Origin of the sequence: Sphingomonas ginsenosidivorax (genome assembly GCF_007995065.1) — a bacterium.
Lineage (GTDB): Bacteria > Pseudomonadota > Alphaproteobacteria > Sphingomonadales > Sphingomonadaceae > Sphingomonas > Sphingomonas ginsenosidivorax.
The window spans coordinates 1,256,185-1,283,169 of the sequence record NZ_VOQR01000001.1 but is presented as its reverse complement, the minus strand read 5'-3'; the positions used below and the strand labels follow the sequence as shown (position 1 = coordinate 1,283,169).

The 26,985-nt window shown below is 69.3% G+C and carries 27 protein-coding genes; 10 read left to right on the top strand and 17 right to left on the bottom strand.

Translation table 11 applies throughout. The features are described from left to right. Nucleotides 1-10: 10 nt before the first annotated feature. The 5 genes from FSB78_RS05695 to FSB78_RS05675 form a co-directional block, all read right to left on the bottom strand. Nucleotides 11-1,438, bottom strand: coding sequence for an MATE family efflux transporter (locus FSB78_RS05695; RefSeq protein ID WP_147080729.1), 1,428 nt, complete (start codon nucleotides 1,436-1,438; stop codon nucleotides 11-13). 425 nt (nucleotides 1,439-1,863) lie between these two features. Beyond that, nucleotides 1,864-4,644: a valine--tRNA ligase gene (locus FSB78_RS05690; protein ID WP_147080727.1), complete on the bottom strand. Its 2,781-nt coding sequence runs from the start codon at nucleotides 4,642-4,644 to the stop codon at nucleotides 1,864-1,866. Between the two features lie 178 nt (nucleotides 4,645-4,822). Then, on the bottom strand, nucleotides 4,823-5,335 hold the full coding sequence (locus tag FSB78_RS05685; protein WP_147080725.1) for a DUF2497 domain-containing protein: 513 nt from the start codon (nucleotides 5,333-5,335) through the stop codon (nucleotides 4,823-4,825). Nucleotides 5,336-5,365: 30 nt separating this feature from the next. Beyond that, nucleotides 5,366-6,844 (bottom strand): TolC family outer membrane protein, encoded by a 1,479-nt coding sequence (locus FSB78_RS05680; RefSeq protein ID WP_147084039.1) that lies wholly within the window; start codon nucleotides 6,842-6,844, stop codon nucleotides 5,366-5,368. Nucleotides 6,845-6,905: 61 nt separating this feature from the next. Further along, nucleotides 6,906-7,595, bottom strand: coding sequence for a protein-L-isoaspartate O-methyltransferase family protein (locus FSB78_RS05675; protein WP_147084040.1), 690 nt, complete (start codon nucleotides 7,593-7,595; stop codon nucleotides 6,906-6,908). A 338-nt stretch (nucleotides 7,596-7,933) separates the two neighbouring features. Between FSB78_RS05675 and FSB78_RS05670 the strand changes: the two genes are divergently transcribed. Continuing rightward, nucleotides 7,934-8,710: a hypothetical protein gene (locus FSB78_RS05670; protein ID WP_147080723.1), complete on the top strand. Its 777-nt coding sequence runs from the start codon at nucleotides 7,934-7,936 to the stop codon at nucleotides 8,708-8,710. 180 nt (nucleotides 8,711-8,890) lie between these two features. Continuing rightward, complete coding sequence (locus tag FSB78_RS05665; protein WP_242008053.1) at nucleotides 8,891-10,000, top strand: glycosyltransferase; 1,110 nt, start codon at nucleotides 8,891-8,893, stop codon at nucleotides 9,998-10,000. Here the strand turns inward: FSB78_RS05665 and FSB78_RS05660 are convergent. Both FSB78_RS05660 and FSB78_RS05655 read right to left on the bottom strand, forming a co-directional pair. Next, nucleotides 9,989-10,840, bottom strand: a complete 852-nt coding sequence (locus FSB78_RS05660; protein WP_147080721.1) for a glycosyltransferase family 2 protein — start codon at nucleotides 10,838-10,840, stop codon at nucleotides 9,989-9,991. The genes FSB78_RS05665 and FSB78_RS05660 overlap by 12 nt on opposite strands. Further along, the gene (locus FSB78_RS05655) at nucleotides 10,837-12,924 is read right to left on the bottom strand and encodes an HAD-IIB family hydrolase (protein WP_147080719.1); all 2,088 of its coding nucleotides are present in this window, start codon (nucleotides 12,922-12,924) and stop codon (nucleotides 10,837-10,839) included. The genes FSB78_RS05660 and FSB78_RS05655 overlap by 4 nt, the downstream gene beginning before the upstream one ends. Nucleotides 12,925-13,057: 133 nt before the next feature. Here FSB78_RS05655 and FSB78_RS05650 point away from each other — a divergent pair, with 133 nt between their 5' ends. Next, nucleotides 13,058-14,284 (top strand): glycosyltransferase family 4 protein, encoded by a 1,227-nt coding sequence (locus tag FSB78_RS05650; protein WP_147080717.1) that lies wholly within the window; start codon nucleotides 13,058-13,060, stop codon nucleotides 14,282-14,284. Here the strand turns inward: FSB78_RS05650 and FSB78_RS05645 are convergent. From FSB78_RS05645 to FSB78_RS05635, 3 genes are read right to left on the bottom strand one after another with little or no spacing between them, the layout of a single operon-like run. Next, entirely contained in the window at nucleotides 14,200-15,120 is a 921-nt protein-coding gene (locus FSB78_RS05645) for a glycosyltransferase family protein (RefSeq protein ID WP_147080715.1), read from the bottom strand. The two genes, FSB78_RS05650 and FSB78_RS05645, sit on opposite strands and share 85 nt — an antisense overlap. Beyond that, on the bottom strand, nucleotides 15,120-15,422 hold the full coding sequence (locus FSB78_RS05640) for a DUF2218 domain-containing protein (protein ID WP_147080713.1): 303 nt from the start codon (nucleotides 15,420-15,422) through the stop codon (nucleotides 15,120-15,122). The genes FSB78_RS05645 and FSB78_RS05640 overlap by 1 nt, the downstream gene beginning before the upstream one ends. Then, nucleotides 15,419-16,042: a PadR family transcriptional regulator gene (locus FSB78_RS05635; protein WP_242008051.1), complete on the bottom strand. Its 624-nt coding sequence runs from the start codon at nucleotides 16,040-16,042 to the stop codon at nucleotides 15,419-15,421. The genes FSB78_RS05640 and FSB78_RS05635 overlap by 4 nt, the downstream gene beginning before the upstream one ends. Before the next feature lie 271 nt (nucleotides 16,043-16,313). Here FSB78_RS05635 and FSB78_RS05630 point away from each other — a divergent pair, with 271 nt between their 5' ends. The 4 genes from FSB78_RS05630 (at nucleotide 16,314) to FSB78_RS05615 (ending at nucleotide 19,651) form a co-directional block, all read left to right on the top strand. Beyond that, nucleotides 16,314-17,630 carry a replication-associated recombination protein A gene (locus tag FSB78_RS05630; protein ID WP_147080711.1) on the top strand — a complete coding sequence of 439 codons (1,317 nt, stop codon included), beginning with the start codon at nucleotides 16,314-16,316 and terminating at the stop codon, nucleotides 17,628-17,630. Continuing rightward, nucleotides 17,627-17,968 carry an MmcQ/YjbR family DNA-binding protein gene (locus tag FSB78_RS05625; protein ID WP_147080709.1) on the top strand — a complete coding sequence of 114 codons (342 nt, stop codon included), beginning with the start codon at nucleotides 17,627-17,629 and terminating at the stop codon, nucleotides 17,966-17,968. Before FSB78_RS05630 ends, FSB78_RS05625 begins: the two co-directional genes overlap by 4 nt. Further along, nucleotides 17,958-18,845 (top strand): hypothetical protein, encoded by an 888-nt coding sequence (locus FSB78_RS05620; protein ID WP_147084036.1) that lies wholly within the window; start codon nucleotides 17,958-17,960, stop codon nucleotides 18,843-18,845. The genes FSB78_RS05625 and FSB78_RS05620 overlap by 11 nt, the downstream gene beginning before the upstream one ends. Nucleotides 18,846-18,961: 116 nt before the next feature. Beyond that, nucleotides 18,962-19,651, top strand: coding sequence for a DUF2490 domain-containing protein (locus FSB78_RS05615; protein WP_147080708.1), 690 nt, complete (start codon nucleotides 18,962-18,964; stop codon nucleotides 19,649-19,651). Between the two features lie 28 nt (nucleotides 19,652-19,679). On the opposite strand, the gene FSB78_RS05610 is transcribed toward FSB78_RS05615, so the two are convergent. From FSB78_RS05610 to FSB78_RS05595, 4 genes are all read right to left on the bottom strand, one after another. After that, a complete protein-coding gene (locus FSB78_RS05610) occupies nucleotides 19,680-20,225 on the bottom strand; it encodes a DUF4136 domain-containing protein (RefSeq protein ID WP_147080706.1) in 546 nt (181 codons plus the stop codon). A 158-nt stretch (nucleotides 20,226-20,383) separates the two neighbouring features. Further along, nucleotides 20,384-20,599 carry a hypothetical protein gene (locus tag FSB78_RS05605; RefSeq protein ID WP_147080704.1) on the bottom strand — a complete coding sequence of 72 codons (216 nt, stop codon included), beginning with the start codon at nucleotides 20,597-20,599 and terminating at the stop codon, nucleotides 20,384-20,386. A gap of 131 nt (nucleotides 20,600-20,730) precedes the next feature. Then, nucleotides 20,731-21,195 (bottom strand): hypothetical protein, encoded by a 465-nt coding sequence (locus tag FSB78_RS05600; RefSeq protein WP_147080702.1) that lies wholly within the window; start codon nucleotides 21,193-21,195, stop codon nucleotides 20,731-20,733. 79 nt (nucleotides 21,196-21,274) lie between these two features. After that, a complete protein-coding gene (locus FSB78_RS05595; protein ID WP_147080700.1) occupies nucleotides 21,275-22,393 on the bottom strand; it encodes an alpha/beta hydrolase in 1,119 nt (372 codons plus the stop codon). A gap of 99 nt (nucleotides 22,394-22,492) precedes the next feature. On the opposite strand from FSB78_RS05595, the gene FSB78_RS05590 reads away from it, so the two are divergent. From FSB78_RS05590 to FSB78_RS05580, 3 genes are all read left to right on the top strand, one after another. Continuing rightward, on the top strand, nucleotides 22,493-23,290 hold the full coding sequence (locus FSB78_RS05590) for a Crp/Fnr family transcriptional regulator (RefSeq protein ID WP_147080698.1): 798 nt from the start codon (nucleotides 22,493-22,495) through the stop codon (nucleotides 23,288-23,290). A 100-nt stretch (nucleotides 23,291-23,390) separates the two neighbouring features. Next, nucleotides 23,391-25,274 (top strand): molecular chaperone HtpG, encoded by a 1,884-nt coding sequence (gene htpG / locus FSB78_RS05585; RefSeq protein WP_147080696.1) that lies wholly within the window; start codon nucleotides 23,391-23,393, stop codon nucleotides 25,272-25,274. Between the two features lie 92 nt (nucleotides 25,275-25,366). Then, entirely contained in the window at nucleotides 25,367-25,621 is a 255-nt protein-coding gene (locus tag FSB78_RS05580; RefSeq protein WP_147080694.1) for a hypothetical protein, read from the top strand. A 19-nt stretch (nucleotides 25,622-25,640) separates the two neighbouring features. Here the strand turns inward: FSB78_RS05580 and FSB78_RS05575 are convergent, their stop codons facing one another. From FSB78_RS05575 to FSB78_RS05565, 3 genes are all read right to left on the bottom strand, one after another. Beyond that, the gene (locus FSB78_RS05575; protein WP_242008049.1) at nucleotides 25,641-25,832 is read right to left on the bottom strand and encodes a helix-hairpin-helix domain-containing protein; all 192 of its coding nucleotides are present in this window, start codon (nucleotides 25,830-25,832) and stop codon (nucleotides 25,641-25,643) included. Beyond that, nucleotides 25,829-26,323 (bottom strand): nucleoside deaminase, encoded by a 495-nt coding sequence (locus FSB78_RS05570; RefSeq protein ID WP_147080692.1) that lies wholly within the window; start codon nucleotides 26,321-26,323, stop codon nucleotides 25,829-25,831. Before FSB78_RS05570 ends, FSB78_RS05575 begins: the two co-directional genes overlap by 4 nt. A 101-nt stretch (nucleotides 26,324-26,424) precedes the next feature. Continuing rightward, the gene (locus FSB78_RS05565; protein WP_147080690.1) at nucleotides 26,425-26,880 is read right to left on the bottom strand and encodes a VOC family protein; all 456 of its coding nucleotides are present in this window, start codon (nucleotides 26,878-26,880) and stop codon (nucleotides 26,425-26,427) included. Nucleotides 26,881-26,985: the final 105 nt, after the last annotated feature.

Below are 26,985 nucleotides of genomic sequence, written 5' to 3'. Positions count from 1 at the left end.
GATAAAGGGGTCACCCCGTTGGCTGTAGTCGGCCGGCGGGCTCGGTGAGCGGTTGGGTCGGCTCGTCCTCGGGCACGACGAGTGACCCCTTGCGCCAGTTGCCGTAGCGGTAATAGCCGATCCCCATCACCAGGTTCGCGACTGAGCCGGCTGGGAAGCTCCACCAGATCGCGTCGGAGCCGATCCAGCGCTGCGCTACCAACGCGAAGCCGATCCGTACCGGGTACATCGAGACGAACAGGAACAGCAGCGGCATCAGCACCGCGCCGTTCGCGCGGACGGTCGAGAACAGCACCATCGTCGCGCCGAACACGATGAAGTTCCAGCTCGCGATCAGCTGGATATGCCGCGCGATCGGCAGCGCGGGGCTGGTATCGGGAACGAACAGCGTCATCACCGGCCGATCGAACAGGATCACCGCCAGCACCATCGTGCCCGTCAGCGCGACGTTGAAGATCAGGCCGTATTTGGTGATGTCCCCGACGCGGTCCCATCGCCGCGCGCCGATATTCTGCGCCGCCATCGAACTGACCGCGGCACCGATCGCGAGCGCCGGCATCTGGATATAGGTCCAGAGCTGCTGCGACACCGCATAGGCCGCCGCGGTGTCGACGCCGAGACGGTTGACAAGTCCGACCATCGTCAGCCCGGCGGTCGACATGACGAGCATCTGCGCGCCCATCGGCAGGCCTTTCCGCACGATCGTGCCGGTCAGCGCGGCGGACGGGCGGAGGTAGCGGAGCTCGGCGCCGCGCAGCCGGATCGGGAGGTCGCGGATGTAGAGATAGGCGACGAGGCCCAGCAGCGCGATATGGTTGGCGATCAGCGTCGCGGTCGCCGAACCGGCGATCCCCATCCGTGGAAACGGTCCGATGCCGGCGATCAGCAAGGGGTTGAGGCCGCTGTCGAGCACGACGCTGAGCCCCATGAACCACAGCGGCGTCATCGAATCGCCCGAGCCGCGCAGGCCCATCATGATCAGCACCATCATCATCGACGCGGGCAGCCCCAGGAAGATGACGCGCAGATAGGCAAGCGCGAGCGGCATCGCGTCGCCGGGGGTCGCGAGCAGGTGCAGGATCTCCGGCGCGAAGATCCAGCCGAGCATCGCGATCACCGCCGCGCCGCCGAACACCAGCCCGACCGCGGATCCGAACGCGCGGCGCGCGCCGTCCGCGTCGCCGCGCCCGAAGCTCTGCCCGACGAGGATCGTGGCGGCCATGCCGAACCCGAACACCGCGCCGAACATCAGGAACATGATGATGTTGGCGTTCGACGTCGCGGCCAGCGCGCCTTCGCCCAGATACCGCCCGACCCAGATCGCGTTGATCGACCCGTTGAGCGACTGGAGGATGTTCGATCCCAGGGTCGGCAGCGCGAAGGCCAGGAGCGTACGGCCAATATGGCCGGTGGTGAGGTCGCGTTGGGGTCTTGCCACGGGCCGTCCTGTTGCTGCGCGCGGCCGCGAGTCGGGGCGGCGGAAGTTGTCGAAGTTGAGGCTATGTCCGGTCGGGAATCACGTCCCGCGGGAGATTGCCGGAAGAATCCTCGAGGAAGGGGCGTAGCGTGTCACGTGGGGATGGTGACAAATTCGCGGGCTGTAGGACAGTCCAAAAGTACGCCACCAAGTGCATAGCTCCGTCATGCCGGACGTGTTCCGGCATCTACCCATCCGCATGCCCTCAGGCCAGTTGGTTCGCGGCGCGGTGGACCCCGGAGCACGTCCGGGGTGACGGTGAAGGGAGCAACGTCCCCCTCTCCGTCACCCCGGCGTAGGCTGGGGTCTCCCGTTCGGGGCAACCGTTCCGCCGCGAACGGAGAGACCCCAGCCTTCGCTGGGGTGACGGTTTGTGGATAGGTGCCCTACCCCAGCCGGCCGAGTGCCGCCTGCAACCGTGCGGCTTCGGCGGCCTTGTCGGCGTGGTCCGCCTTGGCCTTCTCCACCGCCTCGGGCTTCGCGCGTTCGACGAAGCTCGCATTGCCGAGACGCCCCGACAGCGCGTCGCGCTCCTTCTCTGCCGCGGCGATCGCCTTGGTCAGGCGGGTGCGCTCGGAGTCGAGGTCGATGACGCCCTCCAGCGGCAGGACGAAGGTCGCTTCGTCGACCACGACCTGCGCCGCGCCGCCGGTGGCTTCGCCCTCGGCGTGCGTGACGCGGGCGAGCCGTGCCAATGCGGGCGCCTGGCGCTCCAGCCGCGCGAGCGTCGCCGCGTTGGCGTCGCGGACGTGCAGCGGCAGGCGCGCGCCAGGCGGGACGTTCAGTTCGTTGCGCGCGGTGCGGATTTCCTGGACCAGGCGGATCAGCCAGTCGACCTCCCTGCTCGCCTCCGGATCGAGCGACCGCGCGTCGGCCATCGGCCAGCTCGCGAGGATCAGGTCGTGATCGCGCGGGCCCATCGCGTGCCACAGTTCCTCGGTGATGAACGGCATGAACGGGTGGAGCAGGACGAGGATCTGATCGAGCACCCAGCCGGCGACCGCCTTCGATTCCTCGTCGATTGTCCCGCGCTCGTCGCTGACCATCTGCGGCTTGATCAGTTCGAGATACCAGTCGCAGAAGCGACTCCAGACGAACTGGTAGATCGCGTTGGCGGCGCCGTCGAAGCGATAGTCGGCGAGCGCGAGGTCGACCGCCTGGACGGTCGCGATCGTCTCGGCGATGATCCACTTGTTGACCGCGAGCTCGGCGTGCGGTGCCTCCAGCGTCGTGCTGGCGACGATGCCGTTGGCCTGCGCGAATCGCGCGGCGTTCCAGAGCTTGGTCGCAAAGTTGCGATAGCCCTCGACGCGCTTCTCATCCATCTTGATGTCGCGGCCCTGGCTCTCCATCGCCGCCATGAAGAAGCGCAGCGCGTCGGCGCCGTAGCGGTCGATCAGGCCGAGCGGATCGACCGTGTTGCCCTTCGACTTCGACATCTTCGCGCCGTCGGCGGCGCGGACGAGGCCGTGGAGGTAGAGCGTGCGGAACGGCACGTCCTTCATGAAGTGCAGCCCCTGCATCATCATCCGCGCGTTCCAGAAGAACAGGATGTCGAAGCCCGAGATGAGGACGTCGTTCGGGTAGCGACCGTCCAAGACTCCCCTCCCGCTTGCGGGAGGGGTTGGGGGAGGGCTTGTCACGGCGGAGGCGCCGTCCGTGGACAGGCCCTCCCCTAGCCCCTCCCGCGAGCGGGAGGGGGATTCTTCACCATCCCACCCGAGCGTAGCAAACGGCCACAAGGCACTGGAAAACCACGTGTCCAGCACATCAGGGTCGCGCGTCAGGGTCACCCCCTCGCCTGCCTTCGCCTGCGCCTCGGCCTCGGTCTCCGCGACGTAGGCGGTGCCGTCGGGCCCGAACCACGCCGGAATCTGGTGCCCCCACCACAGCTGCCGCGACACGCACCAGGGCTGGATGTTCTCCATCCAGTTGAAGAACGTCTTCTCCCAGGTCTTGGGCACGATGGAGATCGCGCCGACGCGGACCGCCTCGATCGCGGGGCGGGCGAGCGTGTCGGCGTCGACATACCATTGGTCGGTCAGCCAAGGCTCGATCACCACGCCCGAGCGGTCGCCATACGGCGTCTGGATCGTGCGCGGTTCGGCGTCGTGCTCGACGCCCTCCTTGTCGACGTGCGCGATCAGGAAGCCCTCGGCCTTCAGCTGCGCAACGACGGCTTTCCGCGCCTCTGCGGTCGAAAGGCCGAGCAGGTCGGCTGGGATCAGCCCGTCGGACACCTGCACGACGCGTGCCTTGGCATCGAGCATGTTGAGCATCTCGCCGGCCTTCATGCCCGCGCGCTTGCCCACCTCGAAGTCGTTGAAGTCGTGGCCGGGCGTGATCTTGACCGCGCCCGATCCGAGTTCGGGATCGGCATGGTCGTCGGCGACGACCGGGATCAGGCGGCCGGTGATCGGCAGGCGGACCTTCTTGCCGACCAGCGCGGTGTAGCGCTCGTCGGACGGGTTCACCGCGACCGCCATGTCGGCGAGCATCGTCTCGGGGCGCGTCGTCGCGACCTCGATGAAGCCCGACCCGTCCTCGAGCGGATAGCGCAGATGCCAGAAGCTGCCCTTGATCTCGCGCGTCTCGACCTCGAGGTCGCTGATCGCGGTGCCGAGGCCGGGGTCCCAGTTCACCAGCCGCTTGTCGCGGTAGAGCAGGCCCTGGTCGTGCAGCGCGACGAAGACCTTCACGACGGCCTTCGAAAAGCCCTCGTCCATCGTGAAGCGTTCGTTCTTCCAGTCCATCGAGCAGCCGAGCCGGCGCAGCTGCTGCGTGATCTCGCCGCCGCTCTCTTCCTTCCACGCCCAGACCTTCGCGACGAACTCCTCGCGGGTCAGGTCGGTGCGCTTCTGCGGGGGGGACATGGCGCCCATCTGGCGCTCGACGACCATCTGCGTGGCGATGCCGGCATGATCGGTGCCGACCACCCAGAGCGCGTCCTTGCCCTTGAGGCGCGCGTGACGCGTCAGGATGTCCTGCAGCGTGTTGTCGAGCGCGTGCCCGATATGCAGCGAGCCGGTGACGTTGGGCGGCGGGTTGACGATCGTCCAGGGTTCGGCGTTGGGCCGGTCGGGCCGGAACGCGCCGGTCTCCTCCCAATGCGCGTACCAGCGCGCTTCGATGGAGGCAGGGTCGAAGGTTTTGGGAAGTTCGCTCATGGCTGCCGCCTTAGCGGGCGGGGGCTGCCAAGCCTAGGCCTGTCCGTTGCAATCCTCCCCCGCCAAGGGGAGGTGGCACCGCAGGTGACGGAGGGGGCGGACACGGAACCGATGTCGCCCTTTCCGCCCCCTCCGTCAGGCTGCGCCTGCCACCTCCCCCTGGCGGGGGAGGATGGGTTTAGGCCTGGCCGGTGATCTTCTTGATTTCTTTGGCCACCATCTCTTCGACCATGGCGGGGACGTTGGCGTCGATCCATTCGCGCAGCATCGGGCGGAGCATGTCGCGGACGAGACCCTCCAGCGTGCCGTCGCTCGACGGATCGGGCTTGACCATCATCCGCGACAGCGCCTCGAGCGGCGCACGCGCAGCGGCAGCGGTCTGGCGCGAGACGATGGGGTCGGCCTCCGGATCGGCATCGACCGCGGGCGGCGCGGGGCGCGGCGGGGTCGCGGGCTCGGGCGCAGGCTTCGCGGCGCGCGGGGAAGGCGTACGGTCGACCATCGGCATCGGATCGCTCAGTTCGAGAATCTCGTCCTCGTCCATGTCGTCGAGGTCGATCGGTTGGGTCACGATGGGCGCGCGTGCGCTACGGCGCTGACGACCGGGCGGCGTGTCGCCTTCCTCCGCGATGATCCGTTTGATCGACGAGAGGATCTCCTCCATCGACGGCTCTACGCTGATATCCCCCATGCGCGGCGTCCCGAATCGTGGCCACCGCCTCTATTGGCGGTTCGGCGAGGCTGCACCTGTGGTCAGTCCGGGGCTTCTGTCAACCGGGCTGTCGAGCAATTCGTCCTGCGGCCGCCTCACCACGGCGTCCTGCGCGGGCGACTGGACGGTCCGCGTGGCGACCGCGACGGGCTCGCCGTCGCCGCCCCAATCCCAGATTTTCCGCCGCACGCGGTTGTAGTTCGCGACCGGATCGTAGAGCACGCCGCCGTCGAGCCCGAGGTCGCGCGCCTCCGCCTCGCCCATCGCGGCGAGCAGCGCGAAGCCCGCGACATAGGCGTCGCGGCGCGCCGTCACGAGCGTCACCTGGCTGTTGAGCAGTTCCTGCTCGGCGTTGAGGATGTCGAGGATGGTGCGCGTGCCGACGCTGTTCTCGGCGCGGACCCCCTCGAGGCTGAGCTTGTTGGCGTTGACCGCGGTCTCGGACGACTGGATCACCTGTTCGGACGAGCGCCACACCGCATAGGCCGAGCGCGCCTGCGCGATGACGTTGCGCTCGGTCGCGGTGACGTTCTCGATCGCGCGGCTGCGCAGCGCTTCGGCCTGGCGCACCTGCGCGGCGGGACGCCCGCCCTGGAACAGCGGCATCGTCAGCGAGAGTCCGGCCCGCACCGCCTTGTTCGCATTGGGGGTGGTGCCCGCACCGAGCCCGCCGCCGCTCGGCGGGATCGAGTTGAGATAGTTGGTGTAGCTCGCGCCCCCGACGGCGGACACCTGCGGCAGGCGGCTCGCCCGCGCGACGCCGATATCGTAGCGGGTCGCGTCGCGCTCCTTCGCCGCGGCGAGCAGGACGGGGTTGTTGTCGATCGCGACGGTGACCGCCGACGCCGGGCTGTCGGGCAGATGCGGCAAGGTCGGCGGCGTCTCGAGGATTCCCGCCGGAGTGCCGACGAGACGGACATAGCTTTCGCGGCTGGAAATCAGCTGCGCCTGCGCCGACTGGAGCTGCGCGCGGGCGAGCGCGAGCCGCGCCTCGGACTGAGCGACGTCGGTGCGCGTCAGGTCGCCGACCTGAAAGCGGTCGCGGCTCGCCTGGAGGTTGACGTCGAGGACGCGGACGTTCTGCGTGTTGAGCCCGACGATCGCCTCGTCGCGGATCACGTCCATGTACGCGGCGACGACGTTGGTGAACAGATCCGCCTCGGTCCCGCGCAGCTGCGCGCGGCCGGCTTCGACGCGGGTCTGGGCGGCGGCGACCGAATTGCGGACCTGCCCACCCCTGTACAACGGGATCGAGACATTGGCGCCGGCGACGCCCTGCCGCTGCGGGGCGAGGAAGTTGTTCGCCGCGTTGACGACGAACTCGGTATAGTCACCGGTCGCGTTGGCGGAGGGCAGCCCGGCGGCGCGGGCGATGGGGACGTTCTCGTCGGTCGCGCGCTGTTGCGCGCGCTGCGCGGTGATCGTGGGATTGGTCGAATAGGCCTTGAGCAGCGCCTCGCGAAGCGTTTCCGCCGAGGCCTGCGTCATCGGTACGATCAGCGCGCTGCCGAGCAGCAGACGGCGCACGGCGATGCCCCCCAGCACGCCGTCAGAACCTGAACGGTTTCGCGAGCGCGAAGCCCGGGAGCCCCACGCAATCGGTGTCGACGAATGCCGCGAGGCCGAACCCGCCATCGGTCTTGCGACCCGAAGCGAGACGCGTCACGCCGCGCTCGACGAGCCCCGACACGACGCGGCCGCCGGTCTTCACCTGCGCGACCAGCGCGTCGGGAAGCTGCTCGACCGCGCCGTCGACGATCAGCACGTCATAGGGTGCGCCGGGATGGCCCTCGGCGAGCGGCCCCTCGACCAGTTCGACATTGGCGATGCCCGACAGCGCGGCGCGCGCGATCGCGACCAGCGCGGCGTCGCTCTCGACCGCGGTGACGTGCGCGACGATCCCGGCGAGGACCGCGGCGGTGTAGCCGGTCGCCGCGCCGATCAGCAGCACGCGGTCGGTCGCCGTCAGATAGGCTTCGGTGAGCAGGCGACCGGTCGCCATCGGCAGGTTCGCGCTGCGCCCGGCGCCGAGCGGAATGGCGGTGTCGCGATAGGCGAGGCCGCGGACGTCGGCGGGCAGGAAGTCCTCGCGCGGGACGCGGGCCATCGCCGCGACGACGCGCTGGTCGTTGACCGCGTTGGTGCGCAACTGGCTCGCGACCATCGCGTGGCGCATCGCCTCGAAACCGGTACCAGACGGGTTCGTGCCGGCCGGGTTTGTGCCAATCGGGAGAGTCATCGTGTTCATGGGGCCATCCTGTCGCACAACTGTTTTAGTCATGCAATACACTTGTTGATGGTCCGACCTGTATCGCGACGAGCCGCGCACGCCAAGATCGAGACGCATCGAAATCGACCAGTCCCGGCGTGTCGCACGGCTGCCAGCGATGAGGAAGGGCGCCCCGCCCGCCCGTGTGACACCGAGATGCCGCGTGCGGGGCGCCGAGGGTGCACGCAGGACTCCACGGCAACACCTCTAATGTCGCCATAGCATCCTATGCCGGTCGCGGCGCGCCCTAATCCGCGTCATCATGCAGATGGTTGCGAAGCCGGCCGGGTCGATCTAGCGGCGGCGGCGTGACCCATTCCCCGATTCCCTGGGCCGAGCCCCTTCCCGGCCTGCGCGTCGTCAAGCGCGGCGACGTCCCCATCTCACGCGTCCAGATCTACGGCTCGCGGTGCAGCGGGACCAACCTCGTCACCCGGACGATCGAGGCGAACCTGCCGTCGGTGACAATGACCGAGGCGTTCGGGTTCAAGCACTGGTTCGTGCCGCGCCAGAGCGTGTTCATGAAGGATACGCTCGTCGTGGTGGTCGCGCGCGACGCGTTCGACTGGGTGCGCAGCCTGCACCGCCAGCCGTGGCACGCGCATCCGGACCTGAAGGCGCAGCCGTTCGACGCGTTCATCCGCAGCGACTGGCACAGCTATTGGGACGAGCATTTCGGCCATGTCGAGCCGGGACACCCGATGCTCGGCAGCGAGATGCTCCACGAGCGCGATCCAGAGACGGGGGAGCGCTTCGCCAACTGCATCGCCAAGCGCACCGCCAAGTTGCGCCACTGGACCACGCTGACGGGCCGCGCGCACAATGTCGCGCTCGTCGGCTACGACGCCTTCGCGCGCGATCCGGCGGGGTTCGTGACGGCGCTGGCGGATGCGGCGGGGATCGAGGCGCCGACGACGTTCGAGGCGATCACGAGCTATAAGGGGCAAGGGTACGAACCCTATCGCCCGACCCGCTACGCCGAGCTGGCTGCGGCGGATGCGGGGCATATCGAGGCGTGGCTCGATCCCGAGGTCGAGGCGGCGTTCGGTCTGCGCGCGCGGTACGGGGCAAGCCCGGGCGGGTGATCCACCCGCTACCGTCACCCCGGACTGGTTCCGGGGTCCATGGTGCCGCGTATCCACTACGCTTTAGATTATCCACTACGCTTTAGATTTCGCCGAACGATGGACCCCGGAACAAGTCCGGGGTGACGGCGGTAGGACAGTTATGGTCCGCGCTTCAACGCGGAACCGGGGGAGCATATTTTGGACGACCGCCTGAAACCGATCACCTTCTTCATCCATCACCAGGGTCGCGGCCATGCGAATCGGGCGATGGCGATCATCCGCGAGCTGCCTGCCGCCCGCCCCGTCACGATCCTCACCGCGAAGCCCTCCCTGTTCGACGGGTTCGAGCGCGAGATCAGCATCACCGCGCTGCCCGACATGATCGGTGCGCCGGTGCCGACGCGAGGCCTTTTCGCGCAACCGACGCCGGAGGTGATGCACTGCGTCCCGCTGGGCGTAGCGCAGACGCGGGCGACGATGCGGACGATCATCGACCATCTCGACGACGTCGATCCGGCGCTGTTCGTCGTCGACGTGTCGGCGGAGATCGCGCTGCTCGCACGGATCGCGAGCGTGCCGGCGATCAGCATAAGGATGCACGGCGACCGCCTCGATCCCGGCCATCTCGGCGCGTACCAGGCGAGCGTCGGGCTGCTCGCACCGTTCGGCGAAGCGCTGGAGCAGGACGACACGCCCGACTGGGTGCGCGCGAAGACGTGCTACGCAGGCGGGCTCTGCACGACGGTAGACCCTGTGCCGACGCGGGCCGAGGCGCGTGCGAAACTCGGGCTCGATCCGGACAAGGAGATCGTCGTCGTGCTGACCGGCGGCGGCGGGGCGGGGACGCCCTATGCGCCGCTGACGATGGCGGCGCGCGCGGTGCCGGATGCGCTGTGGCTGGTGCTGGGGCCCGTGCACCGCGAGGGGCACGAGACCGATTTCGGCAATCTGGTCGAGCTCGGCTGGGTGCCGGGCGTCACCGACCATATCGCCGCGGCGGACGTCGTCATCGCGTCGGCAGGCGACAACACGGTCCACGAGATCGCGCGCGTCGGACGCCCCTACGTCTGTGCGCCCGAATGGCGCTATTTCGGCGAGCAGACCCGGAAGGCCGAGCGGCTGGCGGAGCTGGGTGCGGCGGTCGCGCTGCCGTCCTGGCCGGGGGCGCTGGCGCCGTGGCGCGGAATCCTCGATGCGGCCAAGGCGCTCGACCCGGCCGCGCTGGCCGACCTGTACGACGCCGATTCAGCGCACGTGGCGGCGGCGTATCTGGACGACCTCGCGACGTCGCTCTGGTCAGCTGAATAAGGTCGTGTCCGGCATCCGCGACGCCGCGATCTCGTCGGCGTTCGGATGCCGGAGCACGGTAATTGCGGCGTCGTCGATCCGGATCATCCCGCGTTCCGCGAATTGCCCGAGCCAATAGTCCATGCACCAGCGGCCCCAGGTCGCGCGGAACAGCGCCGCGTTGCGCAGGATCGAGTCGAAATGCTGGTAGGGCGGCATGTGCACCGCATGATGCTGGTGCCACGCCCGCGCGCCGCCGACCCACGCCATCGGCACGCCGGCCGCCTCCAGGCGCGCGGCGAAGTCGGTCTCCTCCGCGCCATAGCCGACATAGCGTTCGTCCATGCCGCCGGCCGCCGCCCAGTCGGTGGCGGACAGTGCGAAGGACAGGCCCCAGAGCTCGCCGTGATCGGGGGTCGGGCGAACCTCGTCCAGCGCGATCGCGGGTTTGGCCGGGTGGCGGACGCCTAGCCGGTCGAGCCGCTCCGGATCGAGCCCGCCTTCGGTGGCCCCCGCGGGCAGGTACAGCACCTCGCCGAGCCGAACGCCCTGCCCCGCCGTCTCGGCATAGCGCGCGACGAGCGTCGGCGACGGGATGCAGTCGACGTCGAGGAAGACGAGTGTCTCCCCGCGCGCCGCCTCGGCCGCGCGGTTGCGCGCGGCGGCGAGCGGCATCGGCTCGCCCGGCACCTGCACCATCCGCACCGGGAACGCGGTCGCGGGCAATCCGGCGGGCGCCTCGTCCTGCATATAGGCGATGACGAGCTCATCGGGCGCCTGCGTCGAAGCGTCGAGGCCGGCGATCAGGTTGACGAGATGGTCGCGGCGCCCGCGGACCAGCGTCAAAACGCTGAGCGTCACGACGCCTTCAGCGTGCCGGCCGAAGTGTCGGCGACCCCCTCTCGGAAATGCACCACACCCTCGAGGACGCCGCGGGCATGATGACCGACCGCGACATAGCCGTGCGACAGGTCGGCGCGGGCGGCGAGCCCGTCGGAATAGTTGCCGACGATGATCGCGTGGCGCGCCGAGCGGAGCATCTCGATGTCGTTGCCGCTATCGCCCGCGACGATCACCTGGCGCGGGGCGAGGCCAAGACGGCGGCGGACATGCTCGACCGCGGTGCCCTTGGATGCGGCATGCGGCAGGATGTCGATATAGCGCCCATGGCTCTGGATGATCGAGCAGCTGTGGCCGTGTGCCGCGAGCAGCGCGCGGACCCGCTCCCCCGCATCGCGGTCGCCGTCGGCGAAATAGCTGAGCTTGAACCGGCGCTGCTCGAGGGCGGCCTGCGGGACCAGCCCGCCCTGGTCGGCGATCAGGGCCGCGACCGCCTCGCGGTCCCAGCCCGCGGCGATGATCGCCTCCCATTCGGCGTCGCGGTCGTACACCGCGCCGCGATAGGCGCGGTAATAGATTTCGGAGCCGACCGACGTGATCAGGATCTCGGGACGCGGCGCATCGTGCTGGCCGAGCACCGCCATCGCGCTGTGGAAGCTGCGCCCGGTCGCGATCGCGAAGGCGACATCGACCTGCGCGCTGTGCCAGCTGGCGAAATCGACGACGGATTCGGCGCAGCCGATCAGCGTGCCGTCGATATCGGAGACGAGCAGCAGGTCTGGCTGCGCCGTCGCCGTCGTCGCGCCATCGACCACGTCGGCCAGCAGCTCGGCATAGAGCGCGACGTGGCGGTCCCAGTCATAGGCCTTGATCGCGACCGATCCCGCCGCGGCGTAGCGGTCCCACAGCGCGGGGTCGGACAGGATCGCGAGCAGCGCGTCGGTGATCGCCCCGGGCGAGCGCGGGTCGACGAGGATGCCGTTGCCGCAGGTCTCGACGATGTCGTTCGGGCCGCCGCTGTCGGTCGCGACGACCGGCAGCCCGCTCGCCGCGGCCTCGAGCAGGGTCAGACCGAACGGCTCGTTGAGCGCGGGGTTCGCGAACACGCCGCGACGTGCACGGGCGTGCGCGTAGATCGCTGCGACGTCGTCGGGGCGGTGGGTCTTGGGATAGGCGACCTTGCCGTAGAGGTCGTAGCGGTCGATCAGCTGGAGCAGCTCGGCGAGATTGTCGCGGATTTCGGGTTCTAGCGTGGTCAGGTCGTCGCGGCTGCCCGCGAAGATCACGAGGTTCGCCGTCGCCTGCAACGCGAGCGACCGGCCATAGGCATGGACGAGCGCCGCCAGGTTCTTCTTCGTGACCGGCCGCGCGATCGCGAGGATCACGGGCTTGTCCGGCGCGTCGAGGAAGCGGTCGATCGTCGCCTCGACACGCGGGTCGCGCGCGCTGTCCGCGAACTGCTTCAGGTCGCTGCCCGGCGCGAACACGCGGATGCGACCCGGGTCGTAGGCGTCGTAGCCGGCATATTGCACCTCGGCCTCGTCGCGCGACGACGCGATGATCGCCGCGGCGCCCGCGATCGCCTCTTCCTCGATCGCGATGCGGCGATCGAGCCCGGCGGTCTCGGCGCAGTCGCGGTCGAATGCGGCGCGCTTGACCCGCCCCAGCGAGTGCGCGGTGAAGACGTAGGGGATGCCGGAGCGGGCGGACACGCGCGCGGCGACGAGCCCGGCATCGGCATAATGCGCGTGGAGCACGTCCGGCCGCCGATCGAGCGCGTCGATATGCGCGACGAGCGCGTCGACCAGGCTGTCATGCTCGGTCCACAGGTCTTCCTTGACCAGATAGTCGGCGGACGCGGTCGCCAGCCGGACGATCCGCGTCGTGCCGTCGATCGTCTCGACCGGCTCGGCATAGCATTCGGCATAAGCCATGTGATGGAAGGCGCGCGTGACGATCTCGATCCGGTCGATCGCGGCGTTGCGCCGGCTCGCCGTCACCAGGTCCAGCAGGTACCGGATATGGCCCCCGGTGTCGGCGGTGAGACCATATTCGACGTCTTGGGCGCGCAGGCATCCCTGTAGCGCGATGTGGAGAACGAACACCCGGCCTCCGTTCAAAAAAGCGTTCATCTGGAATTCATGAGCGAGGGGAACCGCCGGTCGGTATGCGGGGTTCCCGTCCCGATGAGGCAAAAAACGAGTTATTGATGCAGGTTGGCACGATTGTCGGAACGCAATGAGGATCGGACTCATCACCTGGGCGTACCCGCCCGAGAAGAGCGGGCTGTCGCGTGCCGCGCGCGAGATCGTGCAGGCCCTGTCGCAAGCCGGGCATGACGTCCGCGTCTTCACGATGGACCGGCGCACCCGCGATCGCGACGGCGACGTCGAGGTGATCGGCTGCGGCGTCGGCGAGACGTCGCTGGCAGCACGGGTGCGCAAACTGGCCGGAATCGGCCACGTCATCGGACCGCTCGCCTTCCTGCGTGCGGTGCATGCCGAACATGCGCGGCGGCCGTTCGACGTGATCGAGGCGACCAACTGGTACGCCCCCGGGCTGGCGATCGCGCTGGCCGGTCCGGCGCCGCTGGCGACGCGCAACTCGACGCCGGCGGCGACCTCGGCGGCGACCGCGACGTCGCTCAGGGACCGGTTCGACCGGCGTGTGGCAATGATGCTGGAACGCTGGTCGGCGCGCGCCGGGGCGCTCATCTCGAACACCGCGCTCCATGCCGGCAAGATCGCCGCGCTGTACGGCGTCCCCGGCCCGGGGCCGCGCCATGCGGTAATCGGGCTCAGCCTGCCGCCCGAAATCGTCACGCGCGGCCAAGCCGCCGCCTACCCGGGCGGCTCACCGGTCGAGCTGCTGTTCGTCGGGCGCGACGAGCACCGCAAGGGGTTCGACGCGCTGTTGTCCGCGCTGACGATCCTGAGCGGCGAGGCGCACGCGGGAACGCTCGACGCGTTCCGGCTGACGATCGTCGGGGTGACCGACGATACGCTCGCCGCGCTGCCGGGCTCGGCCCGCGCGCATGTCCGCTGTTTCCACCGCGTCGGCGACCCGGTGCTCCACGACCTGATGGAAGCCGCGCACATCGTCGTCGCGCCGTCGCGCTACGAGAGTTTCGGGCTGGTCTATCAGGAGGCGATGATGTTCGGGCGGCCGGTGGTCGCGTGCGCCGAGGATCCGAGCGCCCGGCTGTTCATCGGCGAGAGCGGCGCGGGGCTGCTCGCCGCGACCTGTTCGGGACCCGACCTCGCCGACCCGCTGCGGCGCCTGATCCGCGACCCGGACGCCCGCGCGCACTTCGCCGAAGCGAGCCGCGCGGCGTCGGGGCAGTTCACGCGCGAGACGCTCGCGACGCAGACGATCGCCGCCTATCGCACCGCGATCGGGTCGAAGGGTTCGAGCAGCCGCGTCTCGTCCTCGGGGCGCCCCGCGCCGGTCGACATCGCCTCGTAGATCTTCGTCCGCGCGCGGACGCGGTCACCGTCGAGCCGGTGTTCGATCGCGCCTGCGAGCGCGAGCGAGCTTTCGGCGAACGGGACCACCGGGCGTTCGTGGACGCGGTTCTGGAAGCGGATATCGCTGCGATTAAGCCGGTACTGGATGTCGGGATAGAGCGCGGACTGCGCGCCATCGACCATGTTGCGGCGGGGAAGCCCCAGCGACCGCAGACCGTCGCGGTCGGCCCCTTCGACCAGCCATCCGATCGCCGCCAGCAGTGCCGGATCGGGCCGCTCGTCGGAGTCGAGCTGGAGCACCCAGCGCGTGCCCGCCAGGTCCTGCAGCCGGTTGCGCTGCGCGGCGAAATCGCCGTCCAGCGGGTGCGCATGCCCTGACACCCAGGGCGCACGCGCCACGATCGCCGCGAGGTCGTCGGCCGTGCCGTCGATCAGGACGACGATCCGCGCGAACCGGTCGCGCAGAAGGGTGGCGAGGTCGACCACGTCGTCGGCATCGGCCGGACGCGCCATGACCGCCAGCGCGACGTCGTGCGGCAAGGTGACGGCCGGGCTCGTCGTCGCCACGGCGGGCTGTCCGTCAGGCGCGAGGCCCGGCGAGACCGCAAAGCCGTAGCGCCAGGCCGCATTGCGCAGCCCGGCGCCATCGAGCCGCCACGCCGCGGATGGCTCGTCGGCAAGGTCGACCGCCCCCGCCGCGAGCCGCGCCTGCACCTCCCGCGCGACGGCCGGGAGGTCGTCAAAATCACGCACGATCAGCCGGCAATGGCTGCATTCGGGCCAGCCGCGGTCGAGCCAGTGCGCGTTGCCGCAGATCGGACAGCGCGGCTGCATCAGGCGTCGGCCCAGTCGAACGTCAGTGGCGCCTCGCGAAAGGCGAAGCGGTCGAGATGGCTCGACACCACCTCGCGCATCCGGGCAACGTCGCCACCGTCGGGCACGGTCAGCGCAACGTCGAGCGTGTCGCTGTCCGCGCGCATCTCGAGCACCGCGCCGCCCGGGAAGGCGATCCGCGCCTCCTCGGGGGTGTGCGTCACCTCCATCTTGTGGCTCCAGTGCTTGGCGAGCTGCTGGAGATACTTGCTCGCCGACTGCGTCGGCACGCGGGCTACCGAGATTTTTGGCGAGACGCTCATTTCAGGCGCTCGATCTTCTGCACGACCTCGTCGATCAGCGCCGCGACCTGGTGCACGGCGTCGTCCGAGAAACCGCCTGCGAGCAACCGGTCCTGCACGACGTGGCGCAGATTGCCCATCGCCCGGCGGATCGGGGCGCGGTCGGTACGCTCGGACTCGGCGTTGAGTGCCGCCAGCCGCGCGAACAGCGCCTCGACGAGCTCCGCCTGCCCGGCGAGCAGCGCCTGCCCCTCGTCGGTGACGGCAAAGCGCTTCTTGGCGCCCTCGGACTGCTGCTCGGCGACCAGGTTCATCTCGTCGAGCAGGGTCAGCGTCGGATAGACCACGCCGGGGCTCGGCGCATAGCTGCCGCCGGTCATCGCCTCGATCTCGCGGATCAGGTCGTAGCCGTGGCGCGGGGTGTCGGCGATCAGCTTGAGCAGCACGAGCTTCAGCTCGCCACCATCGAACATCCGGCGACGACCGCCGCCCCCCCCGAAACCGCCGCCACCGAAGCCGCGGCCATGCTCATGCCGGCCGTTATGGCGTTCGCCGCCACGGACTTCCCAGCTCATCGAAAAGGGGCCGCGCTCGAAATGCCCGCCCCGGGGACCGCATCCGCGGTTGTGTGTGTTGAACATGATGATTCCTTCTGTATCACGATAGCACTAAGATATATCTTCGATTTTGATCGTCTAGATGCGTCGAAGATATATCTTGGCGTGTTTTGAGCTGCTGATCCTCCCCCGCCAGGGGGAGGTGGCTGGCGTAGCCAGACGGAGGGGGCGGACACGGAACAGCCGTAATCGTCGCCCGCCCCCTCCGTCACGCTACGCGTGCCACCTCCCCCTGGCGGGGGAGGATAGAAGTGGACGGGGTGACGCAACGCCCCCCGCCCCCTACATTCGCGCCATGGCCGACCTCTTCGCGGGTTTCGAACCCGCCCCCGCCCCCGATACGCATCCCGAGAACGCCCCGCTCGCCGACCGGCTGCGCCCGCGCACGCTCGACGAGGTGGTGGGGCAGGATCACATCACCGGTCCCGAGGGCGCGATCGGGCGGATGGTCGCGGCGGGGCGGTTGTCGTCGGTGATCCTGTGGGGGCCGCCGGGGACCGGCAAGACGACGATCGCGCGGCTGCTCGCCGACGCGGTCGACCTGCGGTTCGTCGCGATCTCGGCGGTGTTCTCGGGCGTCGCGGAGCTGAAAAAGGCGTTCGCCGAGGCGCGCGACCATGCCAAGATCGGCAAGCGCACCTTGCTGTTCGTGGACGAGATCCACCGCTTCAACCGCGCGCAGCAGGACGGTTTCCTGCCCTATGTCGAAGACGGCACGGTCACCCTGGTCGGCGCGACGACCGAGAACCCGTCGTTCGAACTCAACGCCGCCTTGCTCAGTCGCGCGCAAGTGCTGATCCTCGAACGGCTCGGGCGCGGTGCGCTCGACCTGCTGCTTGAGCGCGCGGAGGCGGTGATGGAACGCCCCCTGCCCCTCACCCCGCCCGCCAAGGATGCGCTGATCGCGAGCGCCGACGGCGACGGGCGGTTCCTGCTCAACCAGGCGGAAACGCTGTTCTCGGTGAACCTCGCCGACCCGCTCGACCCCGCCGGGCTCTCGGCGTTCCTGCAGCGCCGCGTCGCGGTCTACGACAAGGATCGCGAAGGGCATTACAACCTGATCAGCGCGCTGCACAAATCGATCCGCGGGTCCGATCCGCAGGCGGCGCTCTACTATCTCGCGCGGATGCTGACCGCCGGCGAGGAGCCGCTGTTTCTGCTGCGCCGGCTGACGCGTGCGGCCGTCGAGGACATCGGGCTCGCCGACCCGCAGGCGCTGGTCCAGTGCATCGCGGCCAAGGACACCTATGACTTTCTCGGCAGCCCCGAGGGCGAGCTCGCGATCGCGCAGGCCTGCGTCTACCTCGCCACCGCGCCCAAATCGAACGCGGTGTACAAGGCGCAGAAGGCGGCGTGGAAATCGGCGAAGGAAACGGGCTCGCTGATGCCGCCCCCTTCGATCCGCAACGCGCCGACCAAGCTGATGCGCGATATCGGCTACGGCAAGGGCTATGCGTACGACCATGATTCCGAGGACGCGTTCTCGGGATCGGATTACTGGCCCGAGGAAATGAGTCCCGAAACCTTCTACACCCCGACCGAACGCGGGTTCGAGAAAAGGCTGTCCGAACGGCTCGCCTATTGGGACGAACGCCGGACCAGGCGGTCGTGAAGGACTGGGATGCCGTCGCCGCGTTCGCGCTGTCGCTGCCCGAGACGGAGGTGTCGACCTCCTATGGCCAGCCGGCCGTCAAGGTCCGGGGCAAGATGTTCGTCAGCACCGGGCACGAGGCGGGCAGCTTCCACGTCCGCAGTACGCACGAGGAAAAGGCGCTGCTGATCGAGACCGACCCGGCGACCTTCTGGCAGACGCCGCATTACGAGACCTGGCCGGGCCTGCTCGTGCGCTACGCCAGCGGCGACGCAGAGCGCATCCGCGTGGTTATCGCGCGGGCATGGTGGGACCAGGCGCCGGCGCGGGCGCGAAAGGGGTTTGGCGATCGCCCCTGACCGGTTCACGCGCTTCGCCGCGATCGACTGGTCGGGCGCGAGGGGGGCGTCGCACAAGGGGATCGCGCTGGCGGTGTGCGAGACCGGCGACGCCGCGCCGGTGCTGGTCGCGCCGCCCGGCCGCGCGTGGTCGCGCGCCGCGATCCGCGACTGGCTGCACGGCGAGGCGGACAGCGATCTGCTCGTCGGGCTCGACCTGTCGCCCGGCTTCGCGTTCCTCGACGAGGGCGCCTATTTCCCCGGCTGGACCGACGGCCCGGCAGACGCCCGCGCGCTGTGGGCGATGGTCGACGCGCTGGCGCGCGACGACGCCGATTTCGGCGCCGACGGAGTCCTGGGCGACCCCGAGATCCGCCGCCATTTTCGCCAACAGCGCGACTGCGGCGACCTGTTCCCCGGCGGCGCAGGACGGATGCGCGTGTGCGAGGTCGGCCAGCGCGCGATGGGGCTATCGCCGACGAGCTGCTTCAACCTGGTTGGCGCGGCGCAGGTCGGCAAGAGCAGCCTGACCGGCATGCGCGTGCTGCACGCCCTGCAGGACCGCGTGCCGACCTGGCCGTTCGATCCGGTGCCCAACCGCGGCGCGCTGATCGTCGAGATCTACACGACGATCGCCGCGCGTGCCGCAGGGATGCGCAAGGGGCTCAGCAAGATGCGCGACGCCGACGCGCTCGATACCGCGCTGGTCGCGCTCGGATCGCGTCCGCACGTCCCGATCCCGCGCTACGACGACCACGCGACCGACGCGATCCTGACCGCAGCCTGGCTCCGCGCCAACGCCGCCCGTAAGGACTATTGGACCCCCACCGGCCTAACCCCGCACATCGCCCGCACCGAAGGCTGGACCTTCGGCGTCGCGGCCGTGCCGACGGATTAGGCAGACGGCGCTGCCTGCCCCTGCGCCATAACGGGCAGAACCAGCTCGGGACGACCCGTCGCAACGGCGCCATAGCGTCCATTGATCGGACAGGCCGATGCGTGCCAACAGGGGCCATGTCTCGATCGTTAGTCCTCGGCGTCCTGCCGCTGCTTTGCGTCGGTGCGCCGGCCTTGGCGCAGCAGCATGATGCGCAAGGGTGGGAACAGCTCAACGTGGTCGTTCCCGTGGCGGACCACCTGCGCGTGACGCTCGAGCAGATCGCCCGGACCAGCGACCGCCAGGACGGGATCTACACCACCGAATATGGTGCGCTCGTCGGGTGGCAGGCGGCCAAGGGCGTCGAGTTCGGGGTCGGATACCGGCATGTCGGCTATCACAGCCGCAACACCGCGCCGGACGAGGATCGTCTCCGCCAGCAGGTCGTGCTCACCAGCGGCCGGTTCGCCGGCCGCCTGCGGGTCGACGAACGCTTCAATCCTCGCGGTAGCGAGATCGGGTTCCGGGTCCGTCCGCTGCTGCGCTACAACCTCCCGCTGCGGGGCAAGCGCCGGGCAATGTTCCTCAGCCACGAGAGCTTCTTCCTGCCGAACAGCACCCGCTGGGGACAGCGCGCGGGGTATGAGCGGATGCGCAACATCGTCGGGCTGGCCTTCCCGCTCGGCAAGGCCCTGACCGTCGATGTCGGCTATCTCAACCAGTATCGCTTCGCGCGCGGCGGTGCCCGGGCCGAGATGGACCATGCGCTGAACGTGCAGATGACGCTGAACCTCGGGACGCTGGGCGTGGTCGGGCTCCACGACTGAGCGTCCCCCCCCTGTCACCATCCGTCGGTCAGGGCACCGAGATCGGACCGTTCACCGTGACCGGGAATTGCGCGACGATCCGGTTCGCGAGCTTGGTGCCGACCGCGCGCGGGGACCCCGCGCTGGTCCCGTCGACCTGCGCGGTCAGCGCGCTGCCCGACCAGACGAGGCCCTGGTCGCTGCGGCGGCGCATCTCGATGTGCATCTCGGTGACGACGAGCCCGTGCAGGCTGGTCTTGCGCGACGGCAGCGTCACGCGGACGCCACCGCCCCAGTTGCCGACATCGGCGGAGGACTTGTCCTCGACGCCGTTCGCCGTGACCACGCCGCGTTGCTGGCGGGTGACGACGACCGTGGCGACGTAGCGGCCGTGATCGCCGGCGGGCAGGACGACGAAGTCGGCGTTGCTCAGCGCGTTGCGGGTCGCCTGCACGAAGGGGTCGTCCACCGCGTCGCCGGCCGCGTCGCGGACGGGATCGGCATCGCGCAACGTCACGGTTACGGTGCCGCGACCGGGACGGTCCGCAACGGGCGCCGCCTGCATCAGCACCGCCACGATCGACACTATCAGCATGGCATCGTCCGTCCCCTCACGACACCAACCGTCTGGTATCGGGCCTAAAACGGTTCAGCCGCCCACATGATCCGGTCGCACGCAACGCGAACCGAAAATGATGCTGGTAATAATTGGCCAGGCCCGGGGACGATCGCCGGTTTCGGCGCCGCCCGACGTCAGTCCGCTACAGGCGTGGGCTCGTCCTGCGACGCGGCGGGGGCATCCAGTCGGCTGACGGCCACGGCCCAGTCGGACACGGCGCGGTTCGCGGAGTTGCCCGTGATGCTCCACGCCTTGCCGGCAAACTCGCCGGTCGCCTTCCAGACCCCCGGCTCGGTCTGTTCCGCATACACTTCCACGTGCTGGCCACGCACTGATACCCGTCGCTTCATGGCAGCCAATTTACCGTCCGGGGATGCGATCGCAAGTCCGATGCGCCGCAAAATCGCCGGTACGGTGCACGATGCGGCGAACGCATGGCGGGACCCGCGCGCCGCCGGGAGGGCAAGGAAGGCGGCATATGTCAGCGCTTCGCCAGCGCCTTCGCCCCTGCCGCGGTGGCAAGGCCGAAGACGACGTGATTGAGCGTGTGCATGCCGATCGTTCCCACGTCGGACTGCCATTCGGGCTTCTTGAGCCCGAGCAGCGGTCCGGTTATCCAGTGCATCGCGGCGTAGAATGCCAGGCCGAACGCGACGCCCGAAGCGACGACGCCGGCATCCTCGTCCACGCTCGCGGCATAGACCGCGCCGGCAGCCGCCGAGAGCAGGAGATGGCCGCCCTGGACGATCGCCTGTTCGGTCGCGTCGGGGAGCCGATCGTCCTGCGGTACGAACCGGACGCCGAGTTCGCGCGCGCCGGCGCGTTCGAGTTCCGTCAGCTCGGACGGTTTGCCGCTCTTCCTCTCGCCCGCCATCATCATCACGGTGAGGCCGAGCCCCGCCACGAGGGCCCCGGCGATCGCGCCGGTCATGTGCTTGCCGTTCATGCGGCCTCTCCTTCTTCTGTCTCGGGTATCGCCATCCGGGAGACGACGGGGCGGCACACAGGCCGCCCCGCCGCACCGGTCAGCGGCGCGCCGGCCCGGTCAGCGCCGCCTTCAGGCGAGCGACTGCGAGATCGTTCGCGTCCTTGGCGCCACGGACCACCTTGGCCATGCCGAAGAATTCGTGCGTGACGCCCGGGAAGGTCTTCTGCTCGACCTTGACGCCGGCGGTCCGCATCGCGGCCGCCAGCGTCTCGCCGTCCGACCGCAGCGGGTCGATCTGCGCGTTGATGATCGTCGTCGGCGGCAGGCCGCGCAAGTTGGCGGCGACGAGGTTCAGGCGCGGGTCCTGCGCATCGGCGGCGCTGGCCTGGTAGTAATAGCCGAACCACTTCAGCATCGCGGCGTTCAGCGGCTTCGCGTTCGCCGAATCGGTGCGCGACGGCAGCGTCATGCTGCTGTTGGCGATCGGATAGACCGAGACGATGTGCCGCGGCACGGTCAGGCGATTGTCCCGCGCATAGATCGCCGTCGCGACCGCCAGGTTGCCGCCGGCGCTCTCGCCCGCGACCGCGATCCGCGAGGGGTCGCCGCCCCAGCTCGCGGCCTTCTCCAGCGTCCAGCGATAGGCCGATGCGGCATCCTCATGCTGCGCCGGGAACTTGAACTCGGGGGCGTGGCGATATTCGACCGACACCACGATCGCGTTCAGCGCCTTGGCCATCGCGCGCGGCGCGGCGTCGTACGTGTTGACGTCAGCGATCACCCAGCCGCCGCCGTGATAATAGACGATCACCGGCATCGGTGCGCCCTTGGCGGGGGCGTTGGCGGGCTTGTAGATGCGCGCGAACTGCTGCGGATCGGACCCGTAGGGCACGTCCTGCGTCGTCACCGCGGGGTCGGGCGCGGTCGACAGGCCCTTCTTGGCCATCACCGCCTTGGCGCCGTCCGCTGCCGACGGCTGCATCCGCGCCTCGGCCGGCGTCAGCGTCTCGATCGGCTTGCCGCCGAGCCCGGCCAGCGCGTCGAGCACCATCTGCATGTCGGGCGCGGCCTTGGCCGGCTGCACCGCTGCGGCCGGCGGCGCGGGCGGCGGCGGTGCGCTCGGCGAACGGGCCGACTGGGCAAAGACGCCTGCCGATGCCGTCAGCAACGCCGCCATGAAAAGACCGCGCGCGGCGGGACGATTAGAGATGGCCATGATGTAGTCCTCCTGTTTATCGGGTCATGAACAAGCAGGAGCGCGCAACGTTTCTGTACGAAACCGTGCAAAGACCTGTCGGAACCGGGGGAGACGCGAATGTCGACGATGATAGCCTTTGGCGGCGGAGCGCCCTTCTCGGCGAACGGGGGGGCCGCAAACGAGGGCTCCGCGAACGACGGGGCCGACGCGATGGTCGGCAACCGGCTGCTCGCGAGCCTCGCGCCGCAGGATTTCGCCCTGCTCGCGCCGCATCTCGAACCGGTGTCGTTCGCGGTCGGCGACGTCATCACGCGCGCGGGCGATCCGATCGACAGCCTCTGCTTCTTCGAACAGGGCATCGCCGGGATCCTCGATTCGCTCGAGGACGATCGTCGCTACGCGGTCGGGCTGGTCGGCGCCGAGGGCTTTATCGGCTGGCCGCTGGTGATGGGCGAGGATCGCTCGCCCTACGACGTCACGATGCGCGCCGAGCATGGCCAGGCGCTGCGCATTTCCGCCAGGGCGCTGATGGATGCGGTCGACCGGAGCCCCGCCATCCGGCTGGCGCTGTTGCGGTTCGCGCATGTGTTCATGCGGCAGATGGGACGGACGATCGTGTCGTCGCTCGCGCATTCGATCGAGCGCCGCATGGCCCGCTGGATCCTCCTCTATCACGACCGCGTGCAGGCCGACGAGATCTGCATGACGCACGAGGAGTTCCGGCTGATGCTCGGCGTGCGGCGCAGCAGCGTGACCGACGCGCTCCACCGGCTGGAGGAGGACCAGGCGATCCGCGCCGTCCGTGCCAGGGTCTTGGTCCAGGACCGGGACAAGCTGATGGCGCTGGCCGGCGACACCTACGGGCAGCCGGAGCAGGATTATGCGCGCCTGCTGGGACGCGATCCGACACGCTGAGGCGGCGACCGTCCGGCAGGCCTCCGGGCCCGGTCACGCTTGAAAGCGCCGGCCATGCCCGCCATCTTCGCGCCGACCCTTTCGAGCAATGGATACCAGCATGACGACGACCGAAGCCGCGCCCGAAACCCGTTCCTTCGAAGCCGATGTCGCAAAGCTGCTGCACCTGATGGTGCACTCGGTCTATTCGGACAAGGACGTGTTCCTCCGTGAGCTGATCTCGAACGCCGCCGACGCGTGCGAGAAGCTGCGCTACGAGGCGCTGAGCGATGCGTCGTTGCTCGGCGACGACGGCCAGCCGCGCATCACCGTGACGCTGGATCCCGAAGGGCGCCGCCTGACCATCGCCGACAACGGGATCGGCATGACCGAGGCCGAGCTGGGCGATGCGCTGGGGACCATCGCGCGCTCGGGCACCAAGGCGTTCATGGACCGGATCGCGGGCGCCAAGGAGTCCGAGGACAGCCACCTGATCGGCCAGTTCGGGGTCGGCTTCTACTCCGCCTTCATGGTCGCCGACCGCGTCGACGTCGTCTCGCGCCGCGCGGGGACCGATACCGCGGCGTCCTGGTCCTCGGACGGGCTAGGCACCTACACGATCCAGCCCGCCGACCTCGCCGATGCGCCCGCGCGCGGGACGCGGGTCCTGCTGCACCTGAAGGAGGACGCCGCGACCTACACCGACGCCGGCATGGTCGAGCGTACGATCAAGACCCAGTCGGGCCATGTCCCCGTGCCGATCGTGCTCGCCGATACCCCCGACGCGGAGCCCAGGCAGATCGCCGACGGTGCCGCGCTCTGGACCAGGCCCAAGAGCGACATCACGCCCGAGGACTACAAGGACTTCTACCGCAGCGCGGCCGGCCAGTTCGACGACCCCGCGCTGACGCTCCACTACCGCGCCGAGGGCCGGCACGAATACACGGTCCTCGCCTTCGTGCCCGAGACCAAGCCCTTCGACCTGTTCGATCCCGATCGCGAAGGGCGGATGAAGCTCTATGTCCGGCGCGTCTTCATCACCGACGAGGCGCAGATCCTGCCGCGCTATCTCCGCTTCGTGCGCGGGCTGGTCGACTCGAACGACCTGCCGCTCAACGTGTCGCGCGAGATGATCCAGGAGAGCCCGGTGCTCGCCGCGATCCAGAAGGCGGTCGCGAACCGCGTGCTGTCCGAACTCGACAAGCTCGCGACCGGCGATACCGAGCGCTATCTGGCGATCTGGGACAATTTCGGGCCGGTCCTGAAGGAGGGCCTGTACGAGGATTATGCGCGCCGCGAGACGCTGCTCGGCCTCGCGCGGTTCAAGACCACCGCGTCGGGCGGCGCGTGGCGCTCGCTGCAGGACTATGCGGGCGCCCTGAAGGAGAACCAGACGGCGATCTACTACGCCACCGGCACCGATCTCGACCGGCTGGCGACCTCGCCGCAGCTCGAGGGCTTCCGTGCGCGGGGCATCGAGGTGCTGCTGCTCGCCGATCAGGTCGACAGCTTCTGGGTGACGTCGGGGCTCGACTTCGGCGGCAAGCCGTTCAAGTCGGTGACGCAGGGCCTTGCCGATCTGAGCCTGATCCCGCTCGTCGAGGGCGAGACGCCGGCGACGGACGCGTCGGAGGCGGTCAACGGCTTCATCGCGTTCGTGAAGGAAACGCTCGGCGATGCGGTGTCCGACGTCCGCGCGTCCGACCGCCTCACCACCAGCGCGGTGTGCCTCGTCGCGTCCGAACACGGCATGGACCGGCAACTGGAAAAGCTGCTCGCAGGATCGGGTCGCCTCGATGCCGCGGCGAAACCCGTGCTGGAGATCAATCCGCACCACGCGCTGGTCGAGAAGCTGAGCGCGGTCGGAACCGGCGACGAGGACGTCCGCGCGGATGCCGCGCACCTGCTGTTCGACGAGGCGCGTATCGCGGATGGCGAGCTGCCGACCGACCCGCGTGCGTTCTCGGCGCGGCTGATGCGCCTGCTCGAACGCGGCCTGGGCTGAAAGCCTTGCGGCAGCCCGGCCGCAAAGCCGGGCACATGGCCGCGGGGGTGGTGAACTCGGCCGGCGTTTCGTGCTAGCGCCCGGCGGCGATGATGGACGGCATAGACGATATCGAGCTTCGGCACGGCGCGCGGCGGGCTCGCGCTTACACGCGCGCCGAACCGCTGATCCGGTGCATCGAGGAAGCGATCCGCGACCATCGCCGGCGCACCGAGGATCTGGACGGCATGCCACGCGTCGGCGTTCTGGTCGGCCTGTGTACCGAACAGAAACTGAGCGCGCCGCGCGGCGGGCCGATTACCTACCATACGGTCGTCCGTGCGCTGAAGCTGATGGGTTTGCGGTAACGCGCCGGACCCGATGCCGCTAGACGGTGAGAACGGCGTCCAGGCCGTCCGCCTTCCCGGTCAGGCCCGGCACCTCGTCGAGCTGACGCAGGGCGGTGAAGCCGCCGCGCTCGTCGCGGTAGCGGACGATCTCGTAGCCGTGACCCTGCAGCGCCGGCACGGCGTCCAGGTCGGCAGCGGACGCTGCGTTGAGGTCGATCGGGTCGCTCACAAATTGGCCTGCTCGTCCGCCGGCAGTTCAGCGTCCGGGCCATAATACAGCGTCGCGCATTCCTCGCGCAGGCAGCCGCCCTCGATCTCGATATCGTCGCGATACGCGTCGCCGATGAACGCCAGCGTATCGACGTGCTTCGCCTCGAAATACATCGGGTGGACGTCGCTGCGGCCCGCCCCGTAGACGACACGGCCGACCTTCGACCAGATCGACGCCATCGTGCACATCCCGCACGGCTGGAGCGTCGAGTACAGCGTCGCCCCGCGCAGTTCGAGTTCGCCGGTCTGCTCGCACGCCCGGCGGATCGCCATCATCTCGGCATGCGCGGTCGCGTCGGGCAGTTCCTTCGTCTGGTTGCGCTCGGCGGCGATCACCTTGCCGTCGAGCACGATCACGCACCCCAGCGGCGAAGTCGACGGATCCGACCCCTTCGACCGTGCCACCTCGATCGCCATGCGCATCCACTGCTCGTCGGTATCGTTCGCCATGCGCATCCCTCGATGTCTCATCGGTTTCGTCAAAGGGAACGCGATCGGTTCCGCTTGCCGCATCAGCGCGGCACCGGCCGAATGGTTGCGCCGGACGATCGCTACAGTCTTTGCATCAACTCGACCGTCACCCCGTCCGGCCCGCTGACATAGGCGACGATCGTACCGGCACGCGGGCCGCCCGGGATCGCGCGCGGCGATCCGTTCACGCGCCAGCCCTGCGCGACGATCCTGGCGATCACCGGCTCGATACGCGGCACGGTCACCGCCTGATGCGCCGCGCCGATCGCACCCGCACTGTCCGGCACGCGCCCCAGGGTCGGACCCGTCGAATATTCGAGCAGCTCGATCGGGTAGCCGGCGGGCGATACCACCAGCGCCATCCGGCACCGGGGGTCGTCGACGCCGGTCGCATCGCGCAGGAAGTCCCCGCCCATCTCGCCCGTGCGGAAGAGCGAGAAGCCCAGCGCCTCCGTCAAGAACCGGACCGCATCGTCCAGCGATGCGACCGAGAATCCCGTGTGATCCACCGTGATCACGTCGTCGCCTTCCGCCATGTCCGCTCCTCGTTCGCGTCGTCACACGCACAAACGAACGATCGTGCCCAGGTTGCGCACCGCGCGAGACGATCGGGCAGGGTGCGGCAGTTGGAAGGCACCGCG